This is a genomic window from Paenibacillus sp. PSB04, assembly GCF_025809195.1.
In the GTDB taxonomy this organism is placed as follows: Bacteria; Bacillota; Bacilli; order Paenibacillales; family Paenibacillaceae; genus Paenibacillus_AQ; species Paenibacillus_AQ favisporus.
The window spans coordinates 6134338-6158145 of sequence record NZ_CP081301.1 but is presented as its reverse complement, the minus strand read 5'-3'; the positions used below and the strand labels follow the sequence as shown (position 1 = coordinate 6158145).

Sequence of the window (23808 nt, the reverse complement as noted above, 5' to 3'; positions counted from 1 at the left end):
GATCGTTGTCCAGCTTCAGTGCAAATCATTTTATAAGCAGATAAGCAGGATTAGAAGTTCTTGGCGGCTTCGACAGCTTTGGCTACACCGGCTTCAACCAATGCGGCAGCCTGATCCGGAAGCTGGTTATGGCCTTCCACGATAATGGTCGTTACATCTTTGATCCCGAACAGACCCATGCTGCGCGAAACGAAGTTGACGGCCATTTCGCTGGCAGCGGCAGGGCCTTCGGAATAGATGCCGCCTCTCGCATTGATGATAGCGACCTTCTTGTCGCCAGCCAGACCTACAGGGCCCTCCGGCGTATATTTAAAGGTTTTGCCTGCACGGTTCAGGTAGTCCAGGTACGAATGAAGCACGGCCGGAACGGTCATGTTCCACAGCGGGAAGCCGAAGACGATTTTGTCGGCGGCCAGGAACTGATCGAGGTAGCGGTCGGCGATCGCTGCCGCTTCACGTTCCTCAGGTGTCGTTTCGATGCCGTTAGCGGTTTTATACAGACCGGTAATCGTCGTATGGTCGTAATAGCGCGGCTGCTCGGCAAACAGGTCCAGCTCCACGATTTCGTCCTCTGGATGAGCTGCCGTATAGGAATCCTTGAAAGCATGATACAGCTTCACGCTGATCGCCTGGTCAATGGGACGGTTATTTGCTTTGATAAAAAGTACAGTAGACATGGTGTAAACTCCTTTAAGTATAAATTAGTCACTAACTATGATAAATATAGTAGATTAAAATGTTTAAAAAGTCAAAAAAATATTTTTTGAGCAGAAACAGATGTCGAATGATGACGAAAATATTTTTATGTAAAAGCGCTTTCTTTTCTGGTCATAATGGGACTAGTCATTCCAATATATAATAGTAAGGATCAGGGAGGTGGGGGAAGGATGGGCTTTTATCATCTGTTTTGGGGATTTCTGTTTTTGTTTGATTTCCAAATCAACGGTTTTGACATTTTACCCGACGTGATCGGCTATCTGCTGTTCTATGTTGGGCTGGCCAAGCTGAACCGGCGCTCCGAGCATTTTCGCAAAGCCGGGAACACGGCGGCTGTCCTGCTTGGTGTGTCCGCTCTTGCCTTTGTTTTGTCGGTCTTGCCCCGGGCTTCCGCGGCGATCGGAATTCCGCTGGGCCTGGTCATCCTCCTTCTGAATTTGTACATGGTGTTCCATATTTGTCAGGGAATCGGCGCTTTGGCTGGAAGGAGAGGTCTGTATCAGTTTCAAAGCATGGCTCTCCAGCGCTGGCGGTGGTATTTGCTGCTCGTGCCCGCGATGTTCGTCGTCCTGCTCATCGCTGCCCTGCTGCCAGCTGCGGCGCTCATTCTCGGGCTCGTGCTGATTGTGGCGTCTTTTGTCATAAATGTTCTAATGATGCTGCTGATGAGGGAAGCCGAGCATCACCTGCGCCGCTAGGCGCTGATTAAAGGCGGAAACGGTTGGGTATATATTCAAAACAGGAAGAAACTTCCTGGGTTTATAAGGAAAATTCAATGACAAGGAGAGGATGGGCATGTCCATTGACCGCTTTATTTTAAAAAAATTGGACTCCTGCCAAGAAGAACATACGCGCGCCAATCTAGTGCAGCTGTTCAAAATCCGCATCCAGAAAGCAGAAAGAGCAACCGGTTTCCATATGGGCAGACACTAGTTCATGACGATCAGGGGAGCCTTCACGGAATACTGGTTTACGATATCGATCTTTATCCTTTTGCAAGGTCCCCCGAAAATGCGGAAATAGCTTTAATGAAGGAGCCCCACTTTGTGGGGTTATTTTGTGCCCTTTTACCCGTCTGTGCAACCTTTCTATCCACCAAGCCGTCAAACAGATCAGATTGGAAAATATTACGCATGGAGTGGATGCATCGTGAACAAATTGCTGCAGGGAGCCGTTGTGATCGCGGCGCTGATCGGCCTGGCCGCTTCACCGTCGCAAATCTACGCGGACGATTCCTTTAAGGATTTAACCGGAGTCCAGGAGAAAGAAAAAATTGAGAGCCTTCATGCCCGTGGATTGGTACAGGGGATGACTGGCGACGAATTCCGGCCGCAAGCCGGCCTGACCGCGTCGCAAGGCGTAACGATGATCGTCAAATCGCTGAAGCTGAATCTGGATGGCATCGCATTTATTAAGAAGCCGGAGGCAAAAGACGTGTTCACCCGCGTCGCCAATGACGCCTGGTACGCTCAGCCTTTTATCGTCGCCCATTATAATGAACTGGATATTCCGGCTATCATCGAACCCGGCCGGACGCTGACCCGTGAAGAGTTTATTCACTATCTGGTTCAGGGCATCGAGCGCACCGGAGCCTATCCTTTGCCGAAAATATACATTCAAATTAAAGACGAGGCGAGTATTAGCGGAGCTTATCAGGGGACGATCGAGCGGGCTCTGGTGTATAAGGTTGCGGTTTTGGATCCCGAGGGAAACATCCATCCGAAGACAACGATAACCCGTGCCGAGGCGGCAGCCATGATCTACGAGGCGGTTGCTTTTGTGGAGTCCCATCAGCAGGTGAAGTCCCAGCCTTAATATAAAAAAACACCATCCCTCTTAATAGAGGGACAGTGCTAGGGTGTCATTTTCGCTCTTGCTGTGAAGAATGGCTTCGGAACCTTCAATTTCAATGCTGATCAGCGAATTCAAGCATTTCTGAAGTGCTCTTTTTCCGTTTTGAATCTTATTTTCCAAGGTGCCACTCAGCAGCTTCATTATTTTCGAAACAGGTTGTTTGCAGTCGGTTGTAAAATATACGGGTACTACTTTGTTTTGGAAGTTAATTAGTATTCTCATAGAAATCACCTCATTCGTGTTATTCCATACCTGTATTCTACCTGCCAAATATTAAAAAAACCTTAAAGAAAACTTATAAATAGTTAAATTGCACACAATTTTTCGGAAGTGAATATAATTAGAGGCTTCCGATTTTTTGTGTGTTTTCAAAACCTGCGGCCCTAAAATTACGCCTAAGGCTATAAATCTTTTAGGAGGGAACTTGCCTTTCTTGAATCTGCCTGTGAAACTGGGTATCAGGTATTATTTTCAGAGTGATAAAATAGGACCAGTATCTCCTTGAAAATGGATATAAAATCAGTTACATACAGATAAATCCATCTAAAAATAGTTCATAGGAACTATAAAACTATAGAATGTCGAGAATTAAACTAGTTAAAATGTCACAAATTGACAGGATTATGCACTGATGTTACATTATCATAAGGTTACAAAGTTTTCATATTTTCGCTTGGGTCTGCTGAATGTTGCTTCAATTACAATAAATAAGCTATTTCTACTATGGCAAGAAGGAGTGGACACCTTTGATTCTAACCGTGATGATCAGCGGCCAGGAAAGAGACTGGTTTGATGTCGAAGTGCCGGATGACTGCCCGGCGGCCCACCTAAAGGACTTGCTGGGCGTTCGAATCTATGGGGAGGCTCCGCCTGAAGGCTCGCAATATATATTAGAAGGCAAATTTCCCGAGGGGCTCTGGTTCCCGGTAAAGGATGCCCAGGACGTAGCTGAAGCAGGACTTAGGGAAGGCTGTATGGTCCGAATCCAGCGGGCCTTTTCGACCACGACGGAAGAGGCGCCGAGCTTCGGCAGAAGAAATTTGTTTCAATATGAATGGAATCGGGTAATGGAAAGTTAAAAATGTTTTTTTTGGATTCCTGAACACTAGTACTTATTGCATGGGTAACCTGAAGGATTTTGGATGCCAAAAGAGGGGTTGACGCATTATGAATGTGTTATATCAACGTTCGCCCAGAATCAAACCGACGATCAAGGAACAGCGGCTGGACATCCTGAGGCCGCCGGGCGAGCCGAGTAAACCATCATTTTCTTTGGTTTCGATCATCCTCCCGGCAGTGATGACCATCTTCAGCATCGGTTTGTTTATCTACATGAACCTTACAGGGAATATAGCGAACAACACGTACGTCATGTTTCAAATGGTTTCTGTTGTCATGATGCTTACATCATATACGATCCCTTTCATCGCTTATCTGGGAAACAAAAGGAAATATAAAGAACAGCTGAACGAACGCATCAGCATGTATTATGCGGAACTGGACAAGCTCAGGAAGGAGCTTGCCGCAGGGCAGAAGGAACAAGTGGACGTGCTGTACGATATCCATGGAGACCCCGATGTCTGCTTTCATATCGTAAAAAACCGGAACAGTTCCTTGTGGGAACGTTCACCGGAAGACGACGACTTTCTGCATACACGGATTGGTACCGGCAGCCTGCCGTTTCATACAAAGGTAAAGGCGCCGAAGCCCGAAGGCTACGTCAAGGATCCGCTTCTCGAAGCGGCGCAGTCGCTCGAAGAAGAGTTTCAGACTGTGCCGGGATCCTCTATCGTATTGCCGCTGTTTCAGGCTAAAGTCATCGGGATCGTCGGCGATCGCGAGTCCGTCATGAACGCGCTTCGGGTGGTCGCTGTCCAGCTGGCCGTGCGGCATTCGCCGGATGAGGTGAAGCTGGCGGCGTTTTATGAGGAGAAGGATGCCGGAGACTGGGATTGGATGAGATGGCTGCCCCATGTCTGGGACGAGGACAGATCATCGCGTTATATGGCGGACCGCCGCAGCAGCGCCCACCAGCTGGCGGATGAATTGTTTCAGCGGCTGGTAAGGCGCAAGACGTCCCGTGCTTTTTCCGGCCGGAAGATCGCAGCCCAGCTGCCGGCCTACGTTGTCGTTCTGGCGGGGAGCGGGCTGATCGAAGAAGAACCGCTCCTGCCGCTGCTGCTGGAGGACGCTGCCGACGTCGATGCCTGCACGATCATTATATCGGACCGCAAGGAAAAGCTGCCGATGCAGTGCCAGCTGATCGTTGATATGTCCCAGGGAAGCGGCCAGTATTCGCTGAAACGGGAAGACGGTTCTTTTGAATTGCAAAGCTTTGAGGCCGATACGATTACGCTGGAAAAGGCGGACGCGCTCGCCCGCTATATGGCCCCGATCCGGCTTAAGCGTTCGTCGGCTTCGGAGATTCCATCCCTGCTGTCCTTGTTCGACATGCTTGGCTTGGAAGACATCCGGGCGTGGGATGTACGCAGCAGGTGGAGGCACAACCGTTATCCGGAGAGCTTTCCCGTTCCAATCGGCGTCCGGGCCGGGGGCAAAAAAGTCATGCTCAACATTCACGATAAGATCGAACGGAACGGTCACGGCCCTCACGGCCTGATCGCAGGCACGACGGGATCCGGCAAAAGCGAAGTGATTCAATCGATCGTCGCTTCGCTGGCTGCGGAATACCACCCGCATGACCTGGCTTTCATGCTGATCGATTATAAGGGCGGCGGCATGTCCAACACGTTTAATCATCTTCCGCATGTTGTCGGAACGATCACGAATTTGAACAGCAGCCTGATCGAAAGAGCCAAGGTCTCGCTGAAGGCCGAGCTGGTCAGACGCCAGAAAATACTTAACGAATCGGGCAATCTGCAGCATATCGATGAATATTATAAGCTGCTTAGACAGCGGCAGGGACAACCCCTACCGCATCTGGTCATTATTATAGATGAATTTGCCGAGCTGAAGCGGGACCAGCCCGAGTTTATGGATGAATTGATCAGCATAGCGGCGATCGGCCGCACGCTGGGCGTTCACCTGATTCTGGCCACCCAGAAGCCGGCGGGAGTCGTTGACGAGAAAATATGGAGCAATGCGAGGTTCCGCATCTGCCTCCGCGTTCAGGATGAAAGTGACAGCCGGGATATGCTGAAAATTCCCAATGCCGCCTGGATCACCAAACCGGGCAGGGGCTACCTTCAGGTTGGCAGTGACGAAGTGTTCGAGGAAATGCAGTTTGCATGGAGCGGGGCGCCTTATTTGGACCCTGAGGCCTCCCTTGAGAAACGGGCGGTAAGCGAAGTCGGGCTTAATGGCAAGCGGGAATGCCTGTTGTCCGGAGGCATGAACGCGGCCGAAATGCTGATGCAGCAGCCGAAGCGACAGCTGCAGGTTTTTATAGATCAGCTCGCCCGGACTGCGGAAGAAGAGGGAATTATCCGCCTGCAGGGCCCGTGGCTTCCGCCTCTTCCGGAGTATTTGGAGCTGGATGCCGTCATGCAAGGGACGCATGGGGACAACATTGATGACATCACCGGCATAGCCGGCCTGATGGACGATCTGCCGAACCAAAGCCAGAGGCTTCTGACCATCCCGATGCAGCAAGGACATTGGGCTGTGTACGGGATGCCGGGCCTCGGCAAATCGACCTTTGTCCAGTCCCTTCTGATGTCGCTGGCAAGATTGTACTCGCCGGCGGATTGGAACGGTTACGTTGTGGACATGGGCCGGGTCATGCGCGATTTTGCAGGGCTTCCCCACATCGGGGCGGTCATGACGGCCGAAGAGGAGGACCGGATCAAGAGGCTCTTCCGGTTTCTGATGAAGACGGCAGCCCACAGGAAAGAATTGTTCGCCGAAGCAGGCGTAAAGACGGCGGCCGCTTACAGACCGTTCCGTCCTGGTTTGCTGCCTCAACTGGTCATCGTCATTGACGGCTATTTGAACTTCCGCAACATCTACCCTGAGGAAAACGAAACGCTGGAGTTTCTCCTCCGTGAAGGAGCGGCTCTAGGCATGACATTTGTCGTTACGGCCAACCGGATTTCTGATATATTCGAGAAAGTGCGGAGCAGTCTGACGAACGCTTTGACCTTCGAGCTGGCCGACTCCGCCGATTATTATTATGCTGTCGGCAGACCGGGACGGATACCGGGCAGTCTGCCGCCGGGAAGAGGTTTGGTGAAGGGGTACCAGCCGCCACTGGAATTTCAGGCGGCGTTGCCGGCTGTTGGAAAAGATGAGGTGCAGCGTACGGAAGCGCTCCGAAACCGGATCCAGCTGATCCGCTCCCTGTACCCCGAGCAGCAGGCTCCGGAGATCGGGAAGCTGCCTGACCGTGTCACGCTCAGGGAGCTGCTCCCGCCGGCAGCCGGTTACGACCGGGATCTATTGAACGGCGGCAGCCTCAAGGTGCCGCTCGGGCTGGCAACCGATGACCTGGACCCTTTCGGGATCGACCTGCAGGAAGGTCCGCATTTTATCGTAGCAAGTCCAATGGAAGGGGGAAAAACCTCCTTCCTGCTGAGCTGGATGCTGTCCCTCGCACACCGCTATCCGCCGGAAATGCTGCAGATGTATACCATCGATACCCGTTATGGGAACCGCGGGCTGAGCCAATTGGCGGAACTTCCGCATATTCAGGCTAGCGCCAACCGCGAGGAAGAGCTTGGACCGCTGATTCAGCGGCTGTATGAACAGGTCCAAGCGCGGAGTCCAGGCCAGGAAGCGCCGGCTGCCGTGCTTGTGATCGATGATGCGGACCTGTTGGCGAAACAGCTCCAGGATTTTACAGTGAAAGAGCAGCTGACGGCGATCGTCCGCCAGGGCCGCGACCGAAATGTGCATGTGATCGTTTCAGGCGTGCCCGCTGATTTACCGACGTTCGGCGCAGACTGGTTTAACGATATTAAATCCTGCCAAAGCGGATTTTTGTTCGGGACTTTAGACCCTAACGATTTATCGTTCTTTCGTATTCCGTTTTCGGAAGCGAGTCATACCCAGGGGAGCTTGAAAATCCTTCCGCCGGGACAAGGGTACTATATTAAACGGAAATATTTCAGGGTTAAGGCCGCAATTCCGTTTGATGACTATTGGAACAGCCATCGCTGGGTTGCCGAAATTCGCGACCGATGGCATGTTGTCGTTTGAGGGGAGGTGGCTCATAATGTTGACGATTCATGCTTCCAGACAGGACACCATTACACTTGATAATAAAGAATTCTTTTTTCTTGCCGGGATTCTCGGTTCGGACCGGCTTCTCGGCGTAGAAGACCCATTTCAAGGTTATCTGGCCGAAGAGATCTCGGAAGAATGGGATATTGTGAAAGCCTCTTTGCTGGCAAAGGGTTACCTCATTGAGGAAGAGAACGGCATAGAATTGTCTATGCCGCCCAAAATCTTTTCCAGAGTGGCGATTGCCGGCTTGGCGCAGCGGTCCTGCTGGCTTAAATATGTTCAAAACGACGAAACGTTCGAAGGCTATCTTCATGTGACCAACGAGCGTGTCGTTCAAGTATGCAAATCCGCAGAGGACTGCCAGTACAAACTGGATGAGCTCGGGACTGTCGAGGAGGCCTGCCGCACGCTGGTGGAGGAAATGGACCTGAAAAACTTCGCGCCGATGGAGGCGCCGGCTTTGCTTCTCTCTAAAAAGAAGTTCGCCCATCTCTTCAGCCATACCTCGGAAATTCCGTTCGAAGAGCTCGGCGACCAGCTGGTAAAGGCAACAAACGATGTGGAAGGTTCGATCGCGCTTGCCAAATGCATGAAATACCGCACGGGTGAAGGTGAGCTGCAATTGTCGACTTGGACCGGTAGCGGCTGGGAGTCGCAAAATGCGGCGTTTATGGTCAATGACACGATGAACTGGCTCGTACGTATGAGCATCAAAGGGGATCAGGACTGGCTGACGGCCATTCCGGCGAGCAGGGAGCAATTTGAGGAAATGCTGCTTCAGTGGCTGAAGCAGCCTGCAGAATTAAATGGAAGGTGAGAGTCCGTGCGTATTTCTGTTGAACCGGAGTCACTCCGGTCTTTAAGCCGTCAGTTAGATAGAGGCAGTGAACAAATTCGGGAAATGACGCTCGCCTTGAATCAGGCACTTGGGAACTTTAGGGGAGAAGCGGCTTTCCCGCAATCCGTAATGGACGAATGGCAGTCCGCACACCGGCAGGGAGAACAGATTTATGCCATGCTGAAGGATATCGGCAAATGGATCGAATCCAAGGCATCCGAATTTCAAACCGCAGACGAGCAGCATCATTCCATTCTGAACGATACCTTGATGTACTCAAGCCCCGCACTCATGTTCCAGTCGGCGGCCGTCTCCGGGAGAGAACCGATTCTGCCTGGATATGGGCTGACAGACGGGACGGTCTCCAATCCGTTATCCGCTGTTCAGGCCGTCCATGCCGAAGCGGGGGGCAGTTACTCGGGTTGGAACAGCCACGGGACGGCTGCCGCCGGAGCGGCGGCTGGGTTAGTGACTTTGATGGCTGGAGTTGTACTTCCTGCTGCTAAGGACGCTCGATTGGGTATAAACAAAAACGAGCATGCCGGAAGTGCCAAGTTTTTGCTGGAGCGGGCCGCTAACAATCCTACAGCCTGGAGGTTCATCGACCCCAAGGCAGCGGGCAAAATCCGAACCCTGGGACAAGGACCGGGCGGCCATTCGGGAAATGAAGGCCCTCCGGGAACCGGAACAAAGCGTGAGCTGCAGCAGGAGAGCGGGGAAGAGGACAGGGCTCCCGGCCATCTCATGATCAACAACGGTATAGGTCTGGGTGCGATAGCTGGAAGTACGGCCATCGGGGCTGCGGTCGGATCCGTCGTTCCGGCAGCTGGAACCGCTGTAGGGGCATTTGTCGGTCTGGCCTCCAGTCTCGTCATTTCGGCTGTAACCGACATCGAAGTCGCCGGTAAAACGCTGAGAACGCATGCCTCAGGCGGGATGGACTTGGTGTCCGACTCCGTCAAGGCGGTTACCCAAGGGGCGAGCATACTGGCGGACCAGGTGAAGGACAAGCTGAAATCGCTGGGCATGCGTTTTGCCTGAAACCGGACCCAGCAGTAGACATGAAGCACCCTGTTATTTCTATCTGCATCTGATTCTATCACCGGATCATGATTAACGGCTGCTTACCCATGAAGAATACATACTTAAATGAGAGGACGGACAAGCGATGGATAATGGGACTCCTTCACAAGCTTTACTTCCGCTCGGATCTGTGGTTCTTCTAAGAGGAGCACAGAAGAAGCTGATGATTTATGGACGTAAGCAGATTCATCAGGAAAACAATCAGATGTATGATTATTTGGGGGTCGTATACCCGGAAGGATATATTGATCCGAATTATACATTTTTATTTAATCATGAAGATATCGACAGTATTGAATTCAAAGGCTTTTTTAACAGCGAAGAGCAAGAGTTCCAAAAAATACTGTCGGAGGTATCCGCGACAAGCTAAGCCAAATGGCATTTGTGATGTGCAGCCAAAGTTTAAGATACCCGAGGAAAGCATAGAAAACCGATATAAAGGGAGGGACCATCATGTCAGGACGTATTTTGATTTCACCGGAACAGGTGGAGGCGGTCGCCAATCAATTTAAGCAGAGCGGAGAGCAGAGCCAGCAGCTCGTAGCGAGCTTGTCCCAAGCGATCCAGGGGATGGAGGGGCAATGGGAAGGCCTGACGAAGCAGCGGTTTTTCCAGGAGTTTCAAGAAGCCGGCAGACAGATGCAGTCATTTGTCCAGATTCTGAACAGCATCAGCCATGAACTTGGGGCCATTGCCCAGAAATTCCGCTCTATCGATGAAACGAGATAATTTTAGCCATTCAAGTTACGGTTCGTTTACAGTAGAATGATATCGTAGGAATCATCAACCGGGTGTATTTACTCCCGGTTTTCTTTCAGTCCACAAAGTTTAAGTGAAAGGGGGGTGTCCATGTCTTTTCAACCGAATGCGGGAGATGAGATGGTTATTAACGGGGTGCTGTACCGCGTTGGCCAGCATCCTGCCGCTCCCGGGTTAGCTTATGCGCAGGCAGGAAGGCAGGGGATCGTCTATCAGCTGATTCCTGCCAGCGGGCAGCTTCATGAAGCCAAAGCATTAAAAGTGTTTTTTCCGAAGTATCGTATTCCTGCGATGGTGTACCAGTCCGAAATGATGGAAATGTACAGCGAAAGTCCGGGTTTGCAGGTCTGCAGACGAGACGTGCTCACTCCCGAAAGAAACGAAAGCCTGATTGCCGAGCATCCGGACCTGCTGTATGCGGTGCTCATGCCTTGGATATACGGGCATACCTGGTTCGATATTATGACCGACCAGCGCCGGCTGCTTCGCGGGGAGAGCCTTGCGTTGGCCAAAGGGCTGGCGGCCATCGGATCGGGGATGGAGCAGCGCGGCTTGGCGCACTGCGATTTGTCGGCACCCAATGTCATGCTTCCGTTTTTTTCTGAAGTGGAATTGCCGGAACCGCGAAGCGTGGTCGAACTGGTGGACATTGAGCAGATGTACAGCCCGAAGCTGGACAGGCCTGATGTGCTGCTGGCGGGTTCACCGGGGTATGCCGCGCACCGGACGGTGCAAAGCGGGTTGTGGAGCGGTTATGCCGACCGGTTCGCCGGTGCGGTCATCATTGCGGAAATGCTGGGTTGGTGCGATCCCCAAGTTGTGGAGAAGGCCTGGGGGGAAAGTTATTTTGATCAGCCTGAACTGCAAAATCCGTGCGAGCGGTACTTTATTCTGAGAAATTCCCTGGAACGGAACTGGGGAGCGAAGACGGCGGAGCTGTTTGCGCGGGCCTGGGAAAGCCAGGATTTGAGCAGCTGCCCGACGTTCGGCGAGTGGCTGGTGCTGCTGTCGACGATGACGGAGAACAGCGAAAACGCGGAAGAAAGCGTTACGGAGAAACAGGATGCGGTTCAACCGGTGGAGTCTCCGGAGCCGTTGGTTTCCGTTTCCTCCCCAGCTTTGCGGCCGCCGGCGGTGCCCCCTGCCAGAAGTTTCGTGGCAGCGGCCGCTGAGCGGGCGGCTGCCCTGACGAAGGGGGAAGGAGCCGCGTCCGGTGATCAGGATGTCGTCAACAGGCTGTTTCACCAGGCCAGAGAGCTTGAATCTAGTGGAAATCTAAGCGGTGCTCTGGAGGTGTACAAGTCCGCCCACCATTTTGTCAGCGAAGGCTCACCGATGGAAATCGAGCTGGAAGCTGCGATACGCGGTCTGGAATCCGAGCTGAATCCGCCAGGCCCCGATCGGAAACAAGCTAAGGTCGCTTTTTACCAGTCGCGTAAATGGCTGACTTCGGCGGTGGTTGTCATCCTGCTTCTCGCCGGGACGGCGTTTGCCGTCAACCAAATCGTTGCCGACCATTCGCCCGGGAAGCACATGGAGGCGGGAGCCGGCACGAAGCCAGGTGGCGAGAAATCTCCTGCGATCCCGGATACAGCGCAGACGGATCAAAAGCAGGAGGAAGCGGACCGGCAGGCCGAGCTGCAGAAGCAGGAAGCCGCGCGGAAAGAGGAAGAAGCACGGAAGCAGGAAGAAGCCCGGAAACAGGCGGAAGCGCAGCGCCTGCAGGCCGAGGCCGAGCAGAAAAAGCTTGAGGAGGCGCGCAAAGCCGAAGAGCGCAAGAAACTGCAGGATCAGTACGCGGTCCAAGCGAAATATGACGCCTATTTGCAGCAGCAGAAGGAAAAAGCAAAGAAAAAGGCTGCCGAGCGGAAAAAGCTGCAGGAAATGTACCAGAAGCAAGCGCAGTACGAAGCCTATCTTGCTTATCAACAGCAGAAGGAAGCGAAGGCGAGGGCGGAAGCGGAAGCGGCCCGCAAAGCAGCCGAGGCGAAGGCGCAGCAGCTGAAGCAGAAGCGCTCCGGCCAGGTCGTCCAGCTGATCGCTTACTACAATCAGGCCTTTAACGCCCAGCGGGGCGGCAACATTGAACGAGCGCGCTCCTATGCCAAGGATTTCGCCCGCCTGTATGAACAGGATGCGGCGTATTTCAAGTCCGTCGGCAAGGTGGGAACCCGGGCGTCGGCTATCTACAAATTCCTGTCCAATGGCTCTTACTCGCTGCCTGACGTTTAGACATAGAAAATGACCAAGGATTATTTACAAAGGGGAGTTGTTTACTGATGAACTATACGATCCAGGCTTCCCAGCGGACTCCGGCGCTGATCATCTATCTGATCGACATCAGCGCATCCATGAATATGCTCATGGACGGCAAACGGCGCATCGACGTGGTGTACGAAGCACTGTCGCTTGCAATCCGCCAAATGGTGTACCGTTCCACGAAAGGGAACCGGCTGACGCCCCGGTACCGGATTGCCATCCTGGCTTACAGTGACGACGTATACGATCTGCTGAACGGGATCAAAGGGATCGACGAAATTGCAGCGGTCGGCTCCCTGCCGGACTTGACCCCGAAGCGGTTTTCGGATTCGGCCAAAGCTTTTCAGCAGGCAGAGAAAATATTGCAGGCCGAGCTGCCGCGCATGCAGGACTGCCCGGCTCCCCTCGTCTGCCACATGACGGACGGGGTGACAACCGGAGAGGATCCCGAGCCGATCGCAAGGCGCATCATGAGCATGAGTGTGCCTGACGGGAACGTGCTTGTGGAGAACATCTTCATTTCCGATCACATGCTCGATCAGCCGATTGCCCAGCCGCGCCGCTGGAGAGGCATCCTGCCGGATACACTCCTTCACGATGAGCATGCGGTGAAGCTGAGAAACATGTCATCTCCGCTTCCGGAGAGCTATCGGGACATGCTGGTCGAAGCCGATTATCTGCTTGCCCCGGGGGCGCTGATGATGCTTCCGGGAAGTTGTGCGGAGCTGGTATCCATCGGTTTTCAAATGTCGGCGGCCACGCCGGTAAGAGCTTAGGAGGGATCCGCCTGTGAAAATAAATTCGGCAGCAACCGGTGACATGTTTACGTTTATCAGCTCCCAGGCCCAAGAGCAGCCGCTCGCTTCCCATTCGGGACGGGTACTGTGCAGGTACGCTTACGGACGGGCGATGGAGACGCTGCTGCAGGGAGAGAACGGACAGGATTTCGTCGGTGTGCAGACGTACGGTGACGTGTGCAACTTTGTGCTGTGTGACGGCGTCAGTATGAGCTATCAAGGTGATTTTGCCGCCCGTTTTCTCGGCAACACGCTGCTGGATTGGCTGGACCATACGCGCGACTGGTCTTCGGCTGGATTTACGGACTTCATGACGTCCATCACCGAATCGGCTTCGGCGCAGCTTCGGCGGTTAGCTCCGCCGGGCGGGGTCCCCTCCTTACTTCGGGAGGTGCTGGAGGACAAGCAGCGTATGGGCAGCCAATCCATGTACATTTGCGGGCGGATTGAGCTGCCTATAAGCAGAAAGAAGCAGGGGAGACTGTGGATGGCGTGGCAGGGAGACTCGCGGCTGCGCTTTTGGAAGGACGGTCTGGAAGTCAGCGAGCACTTTGATGACACCTTTCGGACCAATGAGCGGTGGTCCACGCTAACCGGTCCGGTCGGCGGCAAACCGCATGTGTACCAAACCCGGCTGGATTACGGCATGCCGATGCGCCTGCAGCTGTATACCGACGGACTCGCCGATCTGGACCCGATCCATCAGGTGCTGCCGGACGAGCTGATCCAGATTTTGCTCGATGCGCCCCATACCGAAGGGCTTCAGGATGATGCCGCTTTTCTTGAATTGCAGTGGTCGTAATGAACGGCTTGCTGCTGGCTGACCCTTTGCGGGTATAAAATTTGTTTGCTGCGCGATGATTAAGCTGACCTCCTTTATGGGTAATCTTGAGACAGATAACTATATTTGATGAGGATGAAAAAGGAGAGATAGCGATGAGTCAGCAGCAATACAACAGACAGCGATTCGAAGGGAAAACGGCGATTGTGACCGGCGCAGGCTCCGGCATCGGGAAAGCGGCGGCGATCAAACTGGCGCAGGAAGGCGCTAACGTGGCCTTATTTGATCTGATTAATGAACGGACTTCCAAGACGGAAGCGGAAATCAACGCGATCCGTGAAGGAGCGGCCCGGGCTTTTGACGTAGATACTTCGGATGCGGCACGCGTGGAGAAGGCGGTGCTGGAAACCGCCGAGCTGTTCGGCTCCGTGGATGTGGTGTTCGCGAACGCTGGCATCAACGGCGTGCTGGCCCCGATTGAGGAAATGAAGCTGGAAGACTGGCAGCAGACGCTGAGCGTCAATCTGAACGGTACGTTTTTGACGGTGAAATACGCGATTCCGCATCTGAAAAAAAATGGCGGAAGCGTCATTATCACCAGCTCGATTAACGGCAACCGCACCTTCTCCAACTTTGGCATGTCGGCTTACAGCACGTCCAAAGCCGGGCAGGTCGCTTTCGCCAAGATGGCGGCGCTGGAGCTGGCCAAGTTCAAAATCCGCGTCAACGTTATTTGCCCCGGCGCGATCTCGACCAACATCGATCAAAGCACGGAGAAGACGGAAGAGCTGAAGGAAATCGTCATCCCGGTCAAGTTTCCGGAAGGAAGCCAGCCGCTCGCCGACGGGCCGGGTCAGCCGGAAGACGTGGCGGATCTGGTGGCCTTCCTGGCTTCGGACGAGTCCAAGCATATTACGGGGGCGCAGATCATTATCGACGGTGCGGAATCGCTGCTGGTTTAACAGCTTTTCGGTATATATCAAACGGCAGCTCAAGCGGTGAATGCCCTTGAGCTGCCGTTTTTGTTGCGCCCGTATCGTGCGATCTGTGCGAAAGCGAAAGCAAGCGGGCGCTGCGGCCGCGGGGGGCATAGTATAACAGGACAGGCACCCCTTTAACTTTCGTACAACCGGGCAAGGAGGTCTTCCGTTATGACGATCGGCTCGGCTGGAATGAGGCTCAAATCAAACCGGCCGATCAGCTCCTGGGGAGCGGCCGGGCCCGGCGTGGGCACGAGTCCGCCGATCCAGGCCAGCCAGCCGGTAAGCTTGGCCGGGGATACCCCCTGCTCCCGAAGCGCCGCCAGGCTCGTGTTCCCGTGCCGCTTCGCCAGGCGTTTGCCATCCGTTCCCATAAACAGGGGAACGTGGGCAAAGGCAGGAATCTCCCAGCCCAGCGCCTGGTAGAGCTGGATCTGCCGCGGCGTTGAATCCAGCAGGTCGGCGCCCCGCAGAACGTGCGTGACCTGCATCATGGCGTCGTCCACGACGACAGCCAGCTGGTAGGAAAACATGCCGTCCGCCCGCTTAACGATAAAGTCGCCGGTGGCTGCCGGATCAAAGCTGTGCCGTCCGCTGACGCCGTCGATGAATGTCACCGGCACCTCCCCGACCCGGTACCGGATGGACGGCTGCTTCAGCTTGGCCTTGGCCTCCCTCTCTTCCGGGCTGAGATTCCGGCAGGTGCCGGGATAGGCCGGCCCTTCCGCGGCGAGTCCGTGCGGTGCGCTGGCCGCGGACAGGAGATCGGCCCGGCTGCAGAAGCAGGTGTACAAGGCGCCCTGCTTCTGCAGCTTGCCTAAGGCATCCTCGTAATGCTGAAGCCGTTCGCTTTGCGTATAGGGAGCATAGGGACCGCCGACGTCGGGGCCCTCGTCCCAGTCGATGCCAAGCCAGCGCAGGTCGTCCAGGATCTGCCGGGCCAAATGCGGCTTGGACCGGGGCTTGTCGATGTCTTCCATGCGGAGGATGAAGCTTCCGTGCCCGGAGCGGATTTGCAGCCAGGCCAGCAGGGCTGTCCAGGCATTGCCGATATGCATTTCCCCGGAGGGGGTCGGGGCAAACCGTCCGCGCAGCTTCGGGTTGGTTGGGTTCATGATGCTGTCTCCTTTCCCCAATCATCAGTCAGGTCGGTCAATCCGAATGGATACATTTTATAGCAAACCTGAATAGATATCCAGCGCATGCAGGCTTTATAATAGAGGGATACAGCGTAGTCGGGCGATCGTCAGGGCCCGATCCTTACCTTACATAAAGAGAAAACGGGTGGAATTATGACAGAATTGGAGCTGCCGGTACTTCAGGTCATGCCGGAGCTGAAAGAAATATTGAACCGCCGCACGTCGGCGCTGCTGATTGCCGAGCCGGGAGCAGGCAAAACGACCCAAACCCCGCTCGCCTTCCTCCATGAAAGCTGGCTGGACGGCCAAAAAATCGTCATGCTGGAGCCGCGCAGGCTTGCGGCCCGGTCGGCCGCCGCTTATATGGCCTCGCAGCTGGGCGAGAAGGTCGGCCAAACCGTCGGCTACCGGGTCCGGATGGACAGCAAGACCAGCGCGTCCACACGGATCGAAGTCGTGACGGAAGGAATATTGACGCGCATGCTGCAGCGCGATCCGGAGCTTGGCGGCGTCGGCATGATCATCTTTGACGAGTTCCATGAGCGAAACATTCATGGCGACCTGGGGCTGGCGCTTGCGCTGGAATCCCAGGCGGTCCTGCGGGAGGACCTGCGCCTGCTGATCATGTCGGCCACGCTGGAAGCGGAGCCGGTAGCCGCGCTGCTGGGCGGAGCGCCGGTCGTTCACTGCGCGGGCAGGCAGTATCCCGTCGAGACGGTCTATGCCCCGCCGGCGGCGGGCACCCCGCTTCATCAGGCCGTGGCTGCGGTCGTTTCGAGGGCCTTGTCCGTCCATGACGGGGACATGCTCGTGTTCCTTCCCGGCGCAAGGGAGATCGGACAGGTTCGCCGGGAACTCGAGCAGAGGGGGCTGCCCGCGGGCTGTGTGATCCGTCCACTGCACGGCCAGCTCCCGCAGCAGGAGCAGGATGAAGCCGTAGCTCCGGACAGGCAGGGGCGCCGGAAGATCATCCTCAGCACCTCGATCGCGGAAACGAGTTTAACGATCCAAGGGGTCACGATCGTGGTCGACGCCGGGCTGATGCGGACGCAGATGTTTTCTCCGCGGACCGGCATGTCCGGACTCACAACGGTCAAGGTGTCCAAGGCATCGGCGGATCAGCGGAGAGGCCGCGCCGGGCGGACGATGCGGGGGACCGCCTACCGGCTGTGGAGCCGGGAAGAGCAGGACTTTCTCCCAGAGCGGAGTACGCCGGAGATTCTGCAGACCGATCTCGCCCCGTTGGCGCTTGAGCTTGCAGCCTGGGGGGTGAAAGACCCGCTCAGCCTGCAGTGGCTTGATCCGCCGCCCGCAGCGGCGTATGGGCAGGCGGTAGAGCTGTTGAAGCGCCTGGGAGCTCTTGATAGCGGAGGCGGGATCACCGGACTGGGGAAAAAGATGTCCGCAGCCGGGATGCATCCCCGTCTGTCGCGGATGGTGCTGCTGGGTGCCGCGCAGGGACATGGGTTGCTGGCGGCCATATTGGCAGCCCTTTTGCAGGAACGGGACCTGTTCCAGGGACAAAGTATGGACCGGGACGTCGATATCCGAAAGCGGGCCGAAGCCGTAGCTGCGTGGATGCGCGGCGGCCGGGGTACGCTGTCCGGCCTTGCGGACGAAGGGCGAATCCGCCGTATTGAGCAGGAAATCCGCGGTATCCGCGCTTCAATGGATCTGGATGCCGATGCGGTGATCAACGAAGAATACGCGGGTCCGCTGCTCTCCTTGGCCTATCCCGACCGGATCGGACAGAACCGGGATAACGGCAGGTTTCTGTTGACTTCGGGAAGGGGTGTAGAGATCGGGCAGGTTCAACTGCTGAGCCGTGCGCCGTATATTGTGGCAGCCAGCGTGGATGACGTCAAAGGGGCGGAGGGCCGGGTGCTTCTGGCCGCACCTCTTCCGGAGGAGGAGCTGTTCGCACTTCATCAGGACGACATCATCCGGGAAGGAGCGATCGCCTGGGACCGGCAAATCCAGGGGGTCAAAGCAAGGCAGGTGACGAGACTGGGAGCAGTCATCCTCCGTGAATCGCCGGACCCCGCGCCGCCGTCAGAGGCCGTAGCCGAAGCGCTGCTGGACGGCATTGCCGTCGAGGGTCTGGATATCCTGCCGTGGAACAAGCCGTCAACACAGCTTCGACAGCGTCTGCAATTCATGCATCTGATGCATGCCGACTGGCCGGATTTTTCCGGAGAGACCCTCTCCGGGACCCTGCGGGAGTGGCTTCAGCCATACCTGCACGGGATGAAGAAAAAGAGCGATCTGCAGCGGCTGCATATGTCCGCCGTCCTTGAACAGAGCCTGACGTGGGAGCAGCGGAAGCAGCTGGATGAGGAGGCGCCGACGCACATCACCGTACCGAGCGGTTCGCGAATCCCGGTGGACTACAGCGACCCGGCCAAGCCGGTGCTTGCCGTGAAGCTTCAGGAAATGTTCGGATGGCATGAAACGCCGCGCATCGGCAAGGGGAAGACGCCGCTAACCCTGCACCTGCTGTCCCCGGCTCAGCGGCCGGTGCAGGTGACTTCGGACCTGGCCAGCTTTTGGAAGCAGGGGTATTTTGACGTCAAAAAGGATCTCAAGGGCCGCTATCCCAAGCATTACTGGCCGGACGACCCGCTCGAGGCCGTACCGACAAGGAGAACCAGGCCCCAATAATGTTATGGTCTCACAATCGGTTCATTGTTGTTTGCAAACCTCTGGGCAGGGGTAATAGAAGGCATAACAACAATGAATGGAGGGTGAACATGATGGATCATGGCAAAAAAATTGTTGGCGTTTTTGAGAGTGAGCAGGAAGCGTCCCGGGCGATCACCGAACTGCAGGATTTCGGTTTCCCGCCTGAGGATATTTCCGTCGTAACGAGGGACCGGGAAGATTTGCAGACGATTACGGAAGATACCGGTACGAAGGCGCCGGAAGGCGTGGCCGCCGGTGCAGCCACGGGCGGTATGCTTGGCGGCGTGGCCGGGCTGCTGGCGGGGATCGGCGCACTGGCCATCCCGGGAATCGGGCCGATTCTTGCGGCAGGCCCGATTGCCGCGACGCTGGCCGGTGCTGCGGTAGGTGCCGGTGCCGGCGGACTCGTCGGCGGCTTGATCGGCCTTGGTATTCCGGAGGACGAGGCCAAAGAGTACGAAACTTATGTGGATAAGGGTAAAATTTTGGTTATCGTCGATGCCAGAGGCCGCGACCGTGACATCTACGATGTATTCAACCGAAACCGTTCGCTGAATGCCGAGCGCTATAATAGGGATCTCGGACTCGTGACCGACGATACCGCTTCCTTGACCGATAACGATCACCTTCGCCCGTAATGGCATAAAAAAGACGGCTCCTTCAGGGGGCCGTTTTTTTACGTTCAGACCATTTTAACGGCCTTATAAGCCCACTTCAGGTCCTGCTCCCACTGTGCCGAAGCGTCCGGCAGAATCCAGGCTTTACGGACGCAGTACTCCGTAAGCCGCTGCAAAAATTCAATAGCCGTTTGCAGCTCGTTGGCTATACTGTCCTGAATAAGCGGCGGATTTTCCAACAGGCACTGGGCAAGTAGAGAAATCCGGACTTGTGTATCCTGCATCAGGTCGGCTGCAATATATTGGTCATTGAGCGCCTTTAGGCCGGTCAGGCTCTCCAGAAGGGGATTCATGGTCGTCACCTGCTTGGAATGAGGATGAAATCGCTTGGGATTGCCCGTAAAAAACGTCGTGAAGCTGTTCGAGCACCGATTTGCGCATTTGGGCGCTGATTTTCAGCAGATCGATGAGAGCGGAGTCGGAAACGAGCTGCGCCAAGGTCTCGGACTTGATGATGCCCAGCGTCTCATGCCTGATCAGTTTTTGCAAGGAGGCGTTCGGAGCGGCACTTCCGGCCATCTTACGGCTGCTGTCCATCATTACACCCCCTGTCTTTTTGGAATATTGTTGTCTGGATCTTAAGATGCTATGCATCGGATAGGTTCACTTAGTATAGACTCTAAGGCGCAAAGAAACTTGTAAATCAGGTGTTGACAAAAAACGAATTATGAATTATCTTAAATTTAAGATATTTACCAAACAGAAATGAGGCTGATCTAATGCAGCGGTTATGCCGATATTAGCGGGATGAATGAAGGAAGTTTGTTAGAAGATACAGCGGAGGGTTGTTTGGAAAGGACGATGCTTTTTTTTAAACTATTATCTCAATATTAAGAAAATTAAATTTAAAAAATGGAGGCTGTTAAAAATGGTTGCATGGGGATTGTTGATTATTCGTTTGGTGATTGGACTTACGTTTGCCGGGCATGGCGCGCAGAAGCTGTTCGGCTGGTTTGGCGGAGGCGGCTTAAAAGGGACAGCCGGGTGGCTCGCATCGATGAACTTGAAGCCGGCTTTCTTACTGGCGCTGATTACGGGAATCTTTGAATTTGCAGGTGGATTGCTGTTTGCTGCGGGGATCTGGACTCCGCTCGCGGCGATCATGATTGCTGTAACGATGATCGGCGCCATCGTCACCGTCCATGGCAAAAACGGATTTTGGGCGACCTCGAACGGATTTGAGTATAATCTGATCCTGATCGCCGCGGTCGTCGGCGTGGCATTGACCGGTCCGGGTGCATACAGCCTGTTCCAGTAAGGACAGCTATCGTAAAATATATAAGTGTGGTGGTCGGGTGTGTACTCCATTGAATTGGATGTTTCGTTAGTAACGGATATGCAAGTCAATCATTTAGATGAATCGTGATGGATGTAAATTTAACAAAAGGTAGGAAAGGATGGGATGAGCATGCATGTACGGCGCTATTTGCCCTCGATGCAGGGACGCGGAGCATTTGACGGAGGAAAGATCACAGAGCAGAAGCCGATCGGTTTCTCTGGGGAGGGATCGGTCATAAACCGGATCGGCCCGCTGTTTTATTGGGCATGGGCCCACACTCCGGAGGAAGGACATATTCCTCTTCATCCCCATTTTGGATTTGAAATTATGACGTACGTCATCCAAGGGAAGGCTGAACACGGGGATTCCCTCGGTACCCGCAGCACGGTTGGTTCCGGCGGAGCCCAGCTCATCCGGGCGGGGTCCGGAGTCAGCCATGAAGAGCGTCTGATCGGTCCGGATATGGAGAGCTTTCAAATTTGGTTTGAGCCGGATCTGAAAGTATCGAACAAGCGGGAACCGTCTTACGAGCAATGGGAGCACGAACAGTTTCCGGTAACGGAAACGGCCGGCGGCACCGTGAAGCAGATCGTAGGGGGAGACGCTCCGCTTAAGCTCAGCGTGGATGCCGGAATGTGGGACGTTCAGCTGGAAGCCGGCGGCACCTACAGCCAGATCCTTCATAAGGGGCGGGCGCTGGCTGCGCTCGCGCTTCGGGGCGGCGGCCGCTGGAGCGGTGAGCTTCCGGGCGTACATGACGAAACGTTTGATCCGCGCGACTTTATGCTGCTAAGCACAGATCATGACGAAGAAATCACGGTTCAGGCCCAGGAAGGCCCGCTTCGGATGCTGCTGATTGAAGTTCCGGAACGCGTGGATTACGCGCTGCTTCCTAAACGCTATTAACGATGCGGCCTCGGTACGTATTATCAGCCAGGCTGTAAGTTCCAAAGAACGCTTTGCCAATTCTTTCTGGCAGGCGTTCTTTTTTTCGTTTAGGATGGAAAAGGGTAAAGTAAAGAAAATGAGTTGTGGTCAGGAAAGTGATCTTTTTAAGCACCAGGAGGAAAGTATGTCAAAGAAAGCGAGAATACTGGAAATAGAACTGCTGCGGGGGCTGGCCTTCTTGGCTGTGGCCATGCAGCATGCGATCGCCCACTACTCTATCGTCGGCGGGGTGGCCATGGAGGACGGGGTTATCATGACGCTGCTGCTGATGGCAGCTAAGTTTGCGGTGCCCGTTTTCATTTTCATCACCGGGATGGTGCTGTTCTACAATTATGACGGACCGCTGCGGTATGGCGTTTTTATGCGAAAAAGGTTCAGCGATGTACTGGTTCCCTACATCCTGTGGTCGGCTGTTTATTTTGGCATCAGTCAGCAGTGGAACTTCGGGTCTCCCGAACAATGGGGGAAATGGGCGATGATGCTGTTCACCGGTAAGAACAGTTATCATTTATGGTACGTGGTCATGATCATGCAGTTTTATTTGCTGTTCCCTGTCTTTCGGATGCTGATCCGCCGGATCATGCAGGCTGCTCCGCATCGATTGTGGACGGCCCTGCTGGTGCTCAGCGGTTTGGCTTATCTGGTGCTGCTGTACTTCCGGCCGGATATCAGCGCTCTGCTGACAAAAGCGGATATTCCGTTTCTGACGCCGTTTTTTACGGCCTACGCCGATCGTAACTTCGTCTACTTCATGTTTTATTTTATTCTTGGGGCGGCAGCGGGGATGTACCCCGAACGGTGGAGATGGGCGGTAGAGAAAGGCGGAGTTATTTATACGGCTGTCTTTTGGATCTTGTTCGGATATTTTACGTATAAGCTGGTGGCCAGCTTCCAAACGGCGGACGGGCTGAACATCAATTTTAATGCAGTTTCGCTGCTGCGTCCGTTGATTGCGGTGTTTCTGGTAAGCTCGGTTTTCGTCATTTACAGATACGCGCTCCAATGGACTCGTCAGGCAGGTCCGCGGGCGCAGCGGGCGATGTCCCTGCTCGGTAAATATTCGTACGGCACTTATCTGGCTCATGCCCTCATGCTGCGCTATACGTATTCCTTTGATGCCTGGTGGTTTGCGGGATGGAACGTGGCAGTGCGGATGCTGATGTCTTTCATCATTTGCGTGCTGCTGTCGTATCTCCTCATCGTGGTTTTATCTTACCTGCCATTCGGCAAGTGGACGGCTGGGGTCTCTTCCTTGAGAAAAAAAACAAGCCCGCCAAAAGCAGCCTGATTCCAGTAAGCTGATCCAGCGATCCACCAACGCGAGTGGACAAGCATCCCAGCAGCCCGGCATCGCCCGCGATAAATCGCACCTTGCGACCCAATCGCTTAAACACCTTGTATCATTAAAAAAAGCTTTGAATTCTCAAAAAGCCTTGAGTTCTGCCCCGGCGGATCCAAGGCTTACTTATTTGCCAACCTCATAATTACATAATTTCAACATATGAAAAATTCACAATAGAATAAGCCCAACGCGCACCGAATCTTGCACCTTTGGAGCCATTCTGCCATGCCCGGCGTACTTAACTCATTCAAGTCCAAGTAAAAAGGAAGGCGCCAAACCGACTTAGACCGTTCCAGACCGATCTACTCTGATCCAAAACGGACCCGGAAAACGGTTCAATCCCGTTCCACGGTATTCTCAGTAAGCCCGTTGCATTTAATTTGCCGCAGATTTTCCCAAAGTGAAACCTTCATGCTATGCGATTTGGAAAATAGTCGTTTATAATGGAGGTAAATTGGTTAATGAAGGAAATAGGGAAGAAAGCGAGGA

23 protein-coding genes are annotated in these 23808 nt (G+C 54.5%); 18 read left to right on the top strand and 5 right to left on the bottom strand.

The window, feature by feature from the left end:
* Window positions 1–50 precede the first annotated feature (50 nt).
* On the bottom strand, window positions 51–677 hold the full coding sequence (locus tag K2F33_RS28315) for an FMN-dependent NADH-azoreductase (RefSeq protein ID WP_263880222.1): 627 nt from the start codon (window positions 675–677) through the stop codon (window positions 51–53).
* Window positions 678–887: 210 nt separating this feature from the next.
* On the opposite strand from K2F33_RS28315, the gene K2F33_RS28310 reads away from it, so the two are divergent.
* The 3 genes from K2F33_RS28310 to K2F33_RS28300 all read left to right on the top strand — a co-directional run bounded on the left by K2F33_RS28310 (window position 888) and on the right by K2F33_RS28300 (window position 2532).
* Window positions 888–1415, top strand: coding sequence for a hypothetical protein (locus tag K2F33_RS28310; RefSeq protein ID WP_263880221.1), 528 nt, complete (start codon window positions 888–890; stop codon window positions 1413–1415).
* Between the two features lie 97 nt (window positions 1416–1512).
* A complete protein-coding gene (locus K2F33_RS28305; RefSeq protein WP_163872756.1) occupies window positions 1513–1650 on the top strand; it encodes a hypothetical protein in 138 nt (45 codons plus the stop codon).
* 216 nt (window positions 1651–1866) lie between these two features.
* Window positions 1867–2532: an S-layer homology domain-containing protein gene (locus K2F33_RS28300; protein ID WP_263880220.1), complete on the top strand. Its 666-nt coding sequence runs from the start codon at window positions 1867–1869 to the stop codon at window positions 2530–2532.
* Window positions 2533–2553: 21 nt separating this feature from the next.
* On the opposite strand, the gene K2F33_RS28295 is transcribed toward K2F33_RS28300, so the two are convergent.
* On the bottom strand, window positions 2554–2793 hold the full coding sequence (locus tag K2F33_RS28295; RefSeq protein ID WP_076167876.1) for a hypothetical protein: 240 nt from the start codon (window positions 2791–2793) through the stop codon (window positions 2554–2556).
* 524 nt (window positions 2794–3317) lie between these two features.
* On the opposite strand from K2F33_RS28295, the gene K2F33_RS28290 reads away from it, so the two are divergent.
* The 10 genes from K2F33_RS28290 (at window position 3318) to K2F33_RS28245 (ending at window position 15234) form a co-directional block, all read left to right on the top strand.
* Window positions 3318–3650: a hypothetical protein gene (locus tag K2F33_RS28290; protein WP_212969038.1), complete on the top strand. Its 333-nt coding sequence runs from the start codon at window positions 3318–3320 to the stop codon at window positions 3648–3650.
* A gap of 88 nt (window positions 3651–3738) precedes the next feature.
* Window positions 3739–7728: a type VII secretion protein EssC gene (gene essC, locus K2F33_RS28285; protein WP_263880219.1), complete on the top strand. Its 3990-nt coding sequence runs from the start codon at window positions 3739–3741 to the stop codon at window positions 7726–7728.
* A 16-nt stretch (window positions 7729–7744) separates the two neighbouring features.
* Window positions 7745–8572, top strand: coding sequence for a hypothetical protein (locus tag K2F33_RS28280; RefSeq protein WP_263880218.1), 828 nt, complete (start codon window positions 7745–7747; stop codon window positions 8570–8572).
* A 6-nt stretch (window positions 8573–8578) separates the two neighbouring features.
* Window positions 8579–9634, top strand: a complete 1056-nt coding sequence (locus K2F33_RS28275; protein ID WP_263880217.1) for a WXG100 family type VII secretion target — start codon at window positions 8579–8581, stop codon at window positions 9632–9634.
* A gap of 127 nt (window positions 9635–9761) precedes the next feature.
* Window positions 9762–10046, top strand: a complete 285-nt coding sequence (locus K2F33_RS28270) for a DUF4176 domain-containing protein (RefSeq protein ID WP_163872766.1) — start codon at window positions 9762–9764, stop codon at window positions 10044–10046.
* 83 nt (window positions 10047–10129) lie between these two features.
* Complete coding sequence (locus K2F33_RS28265) at window positions 10130–10405, top strand: WXG100 family type VII secretion target (protein ID WP_076167864.1); 276 nt, start codon at window positions 10130–10132, stop codon at window positions 10403–10405.
* A gap of 120 nt (window positions 10406–10525) precedes the next feature.
* Window positions 10526–12667 carry a protein kinase family protein gene (locus tag K2F33_RS28260; RefSeq protein WP_263880216.1) on the top strand — a complete coding sequence of 714 codons (2142 nt, stop codon included), beginning with the start codon at window positions 10526–10528 and terminating at the stop codon, window positions 12665–12667.
* A gap of 47 nt (window positions 12668–12714) precedes the next feature.
* The gene (locus tag K2F33_RS28255; protein WP_076167860.1) at window positions 12715–13470 is read left to right on the top strand and encodes a vWA domain-containing protein; all 756 of its coding nucleotides are present in this window, start codon (window positions 12715–12717) and stop codon (window positions 13468–13470) included.
* Window positions 13471–13483: 13 nt separating this feature from the next.
* Window positions 13484–14293 (top strand): hypothetical protein, encoded by an 810-nt coding sequence (locus K2F33_RS28250; RefSeq protein ID WP_240913011.1) that lies wholly within the window; start codon window positions 13484–13486, stop codon window positions 14291–14293.
* A gap of 134 nt (window positions 14294–14427) precedes the next feature.
* Window positions 14428–15234: an SDR family oxidoreductase gene (locus K2F33_RS28245; RefSeq protein WP_163872772.1), complete on the top strand. Its 807-nt coding sequence runs from the start codon at window positions 14428–14430 to the stop codon at window positions 15232–15234.
* Between the two features lie 152 nt (window positions 15235–15386).
* Here K2F33_RS28245 and gluQRS read toward each other — a convergent pair whose 3' ends face one another.
* Window positions 15387–16367 (bottom strand): tRNA glutamyl-Q(34) synthetase GluQRS, encoded by a 981-nt coding sequence (gene gluQRS / locus K2F33_RS28240; protein ID WP_263880215.1) that lies wholly within the window; start codon window positions 16365–16367, stop codon window positions 15387–15389.
* Between the two features lie 177 nt (window positions 16368–16544).
* On the opposite strand from gluQRS, the gene hrpB reads away from it, so the two are divergent.
* The gene (gene hrpB / locus K2F33_RS28235; RefSeq protein WP_263880214.1) at window positions 16545–19052 is read left to right on the top strand and encodes an ATP-dependent helicase HrpB; all 2508 of its coding nucleotides are present in this window, start codon (window positions 16545–16547) and stop codon (window positions 19050–19052) included.
* A gap of 89 nt (window positions 19053–19141) precedes the next feature.
* Entirely contained in the window at window positions 19142–19711 is a 570-nt protein-coding gene (locus K2F33_RS28230; RefSeq protein WP_373309538.1) for a general stress protein, read from the top strand.
* Window positions 19712–19755: 44 nt separating this feature from the next.
* Here K2F33_RS28230 and K2F33_RS28225 read toward each other — a convergent pair whose 3' ends face one another.
* On the bottom strand, window positions 19756–20043 hold the full coding sequence (locus K2F33_RS28225; protein WP_076167850.1) for a hypothetical protein: 288 nt from the start codon (window positions 20041–20043) through the stop codon (window positions 19756–19758).
* Window positions 19997–20290 (bottom strand): hypothetical protein, encoded by a 294-nt coding sequence (locus K2F33_RS28220; protein ID WP_263880213.1) that lies wholly within the window; start codon window positions 20288–20290, stop codon window positions 19997–19999. Before K2F33_RS28220 ends, K2F33_RS28225 begins: the two co-directional genes overlap by 47 nt.
* Before the next feature lie 328 nt (window positions 20291–20618).
* Between K2F33_RS28220 and K2F33_RS28215 the strand changes: the two genes are divergently transcribed.
* The 3 genes from K2F33_RS28215 to K2F33_RS28205 all read left to right on the top strand — a co-directional run bounded on the left by K2F33_RS28215 (window position 20619) and on the right by K2F33_RS28205 (window position 23265).
* Window positions 20619–21008 carry a DoxX family protein gene (locus tag K2F33_RS28215; RefSeq protein WP_076167846.1) on the top strand — a complete coding sequence of 130 codons (390 nt, stop codon included), beginning with the start codon at window positions 20619–20621 and terminating at the stop codon, window positions 21006–21008.
* Between the two features lie 144 nt (window positions 21009–21152).
* A complete protein-coding gene (locus K2F33_RS28210; RefSeq protein ID WP_412973950.1) occupies window positions 21153–21935 on the top strand; it encodes a pirin family protein in 783 nt (260 codons plus the stop codon).
* Window positions 21936–22101: 166 nt separating this feature from the next.
* A complete protein-coding gene (locus K2F33_RS28205; protein ID WP_263880212.1) occupies window positions 22102–23265 on the top strand; it encodes an acyltransferase in 1164 nt (387 codons plus the stop codon).
* Window positions 23266–23808: the final 543 nt, after the last annotated feature.

Excerpts from the sequence above, each read along its gene's own strand:
- K2F33_RS28315 (WP_263880222.1), bottom strand. The coding sequence starts at position 677 with ATGTCTACTGTACTTTTTATCAAAGCAAATAACCGTCCCATTGACCAG.
- K2F33_RS28310 (WP_263880221.1), top strand. The coding sequence starts at position 888 with ATGGGCTTTTATCATCTGTTTTGGGGATTTCTGTTTTTGTTTGATTTC.
- K2F33_RS28305 (WP_163872756.1), top strand. The coding sequence starts at position 1,513 with ATGTCCATTGACCGCTTTATTTTAAAAAAATTGGACTCCTGCCAAGAA.
- K2F33_RS28295 (WP_076167876.1), bottom strand. The coding sequence starts at position 2,793 with ATGAGAATACTAATTAACTTCCAAAACAAAGTAGTACCCGTATATTTT.
- essC (WP_263880219.1), top strand. The coding sequence starts at position 3,739 with ATGAATGTGTTATATCAACGTTCGCCCAGAATCAAACCGACGATCAAG.
- K2F33_RS28280 (WP_263880218.1), top strand. The coding sequence starts at position 7,745 with ATGTTGACGATTCATGCTTCCAGACAGGACACCATTACACTTGATAAT.
- K2F33_RS28270 (WP_163872766.1), top strand. The coding sequence starts at position 9,762 with ATGGATAATGGGACTCCTTCACAAGCTTTACTTCCGCTCGGATCTGTG.
- K2F33_RS28265 (WP_076167864.1), top strand. The coding sequence starts at position 10,130 with ATGTCAGGACGTATTTTGATTTCACCGGAACAGGTGGAGGCGGTCGCC.
- K2F33_RS28260 (WP_263880216.1), top strand. The coding sequence starts at position 10,526 with ATGTCTTTTCAACCGAATGCGGGAGATGAGATGGTTATTAACGGGGTG.
- K2F33_RS28255 (WP_076167860.1), top strand. The coding sequence starts at position 12,715 with ATGAACTATACGATCCAGGCTTCCCAGCGGACTCCGGCGCTGATCATC.
- K2F33_RS28245 (WP_163872772.1), top strand. The coding sequence starts at position 14,428 with ATGAGTCAGCAGCAATACAACAGACAGCGATTCGAAGGGAAAACGGCG.
- gluQRS (WP_263880215.1), bottom strand. The coding sequence starts at position 16,367 with ATGAACCCAACCAACCCGAAGCTGCGCGGACGGTTTGCCCCGACCCCC.
- hrpB (WP_263880214.1), top strand. The coding sequence starts at position 16,545 with ATGACAGAATTGGAGCTGCCGGTACTTCAGGTCATGCCGGAGCTGAAA.
- K2F33_RS28230 (WP_373309538.1), top strand. The coding sequence starts at position 19,142 with ATGATGGATCATGGCAAAAAAATTGTTGGCGTTTTTGAGAGTGAGCAG.
- K2F33_RS28225 (WP_076167850.1), bottom strand. The coding sequence starts at position 20,043 with ATGAATCCCCTTCTGGAGAGCCTGACCGGCCTAAAGGCGCTCAATGAC.
- K2F33_RS28220 (WP_263880213.1), bottom strand. The coding sequence starts at position 20,290 with ATGATGGACAGCAGCCGTAAGATGGCCGGAAGTGCCGCTCCGAACGCC.
- K2F33_RS28215 (WP_076167846.1), top strand. The coding sequence starts at position 20,619 with ATGGTTGCATGGGGATTGTTGATTATTCGTTTGGTGATTGGACTTACG.
- K2F33_RS28210 (WP_412973950.1), top strand. The coding sequence starts at position 21,153 with ATGAGCATGCATGTACGGCGCTATTTGCCCTCGATGCAGGGACGCGGA.
- K2F33_RS28205 (WP_263880212.1), top strand. The coding sequence starts at position 22,102 with ATGTCAAAGAAAGCGAGAATACTGGAAATAGAACTGCTGCGGGGGCTG.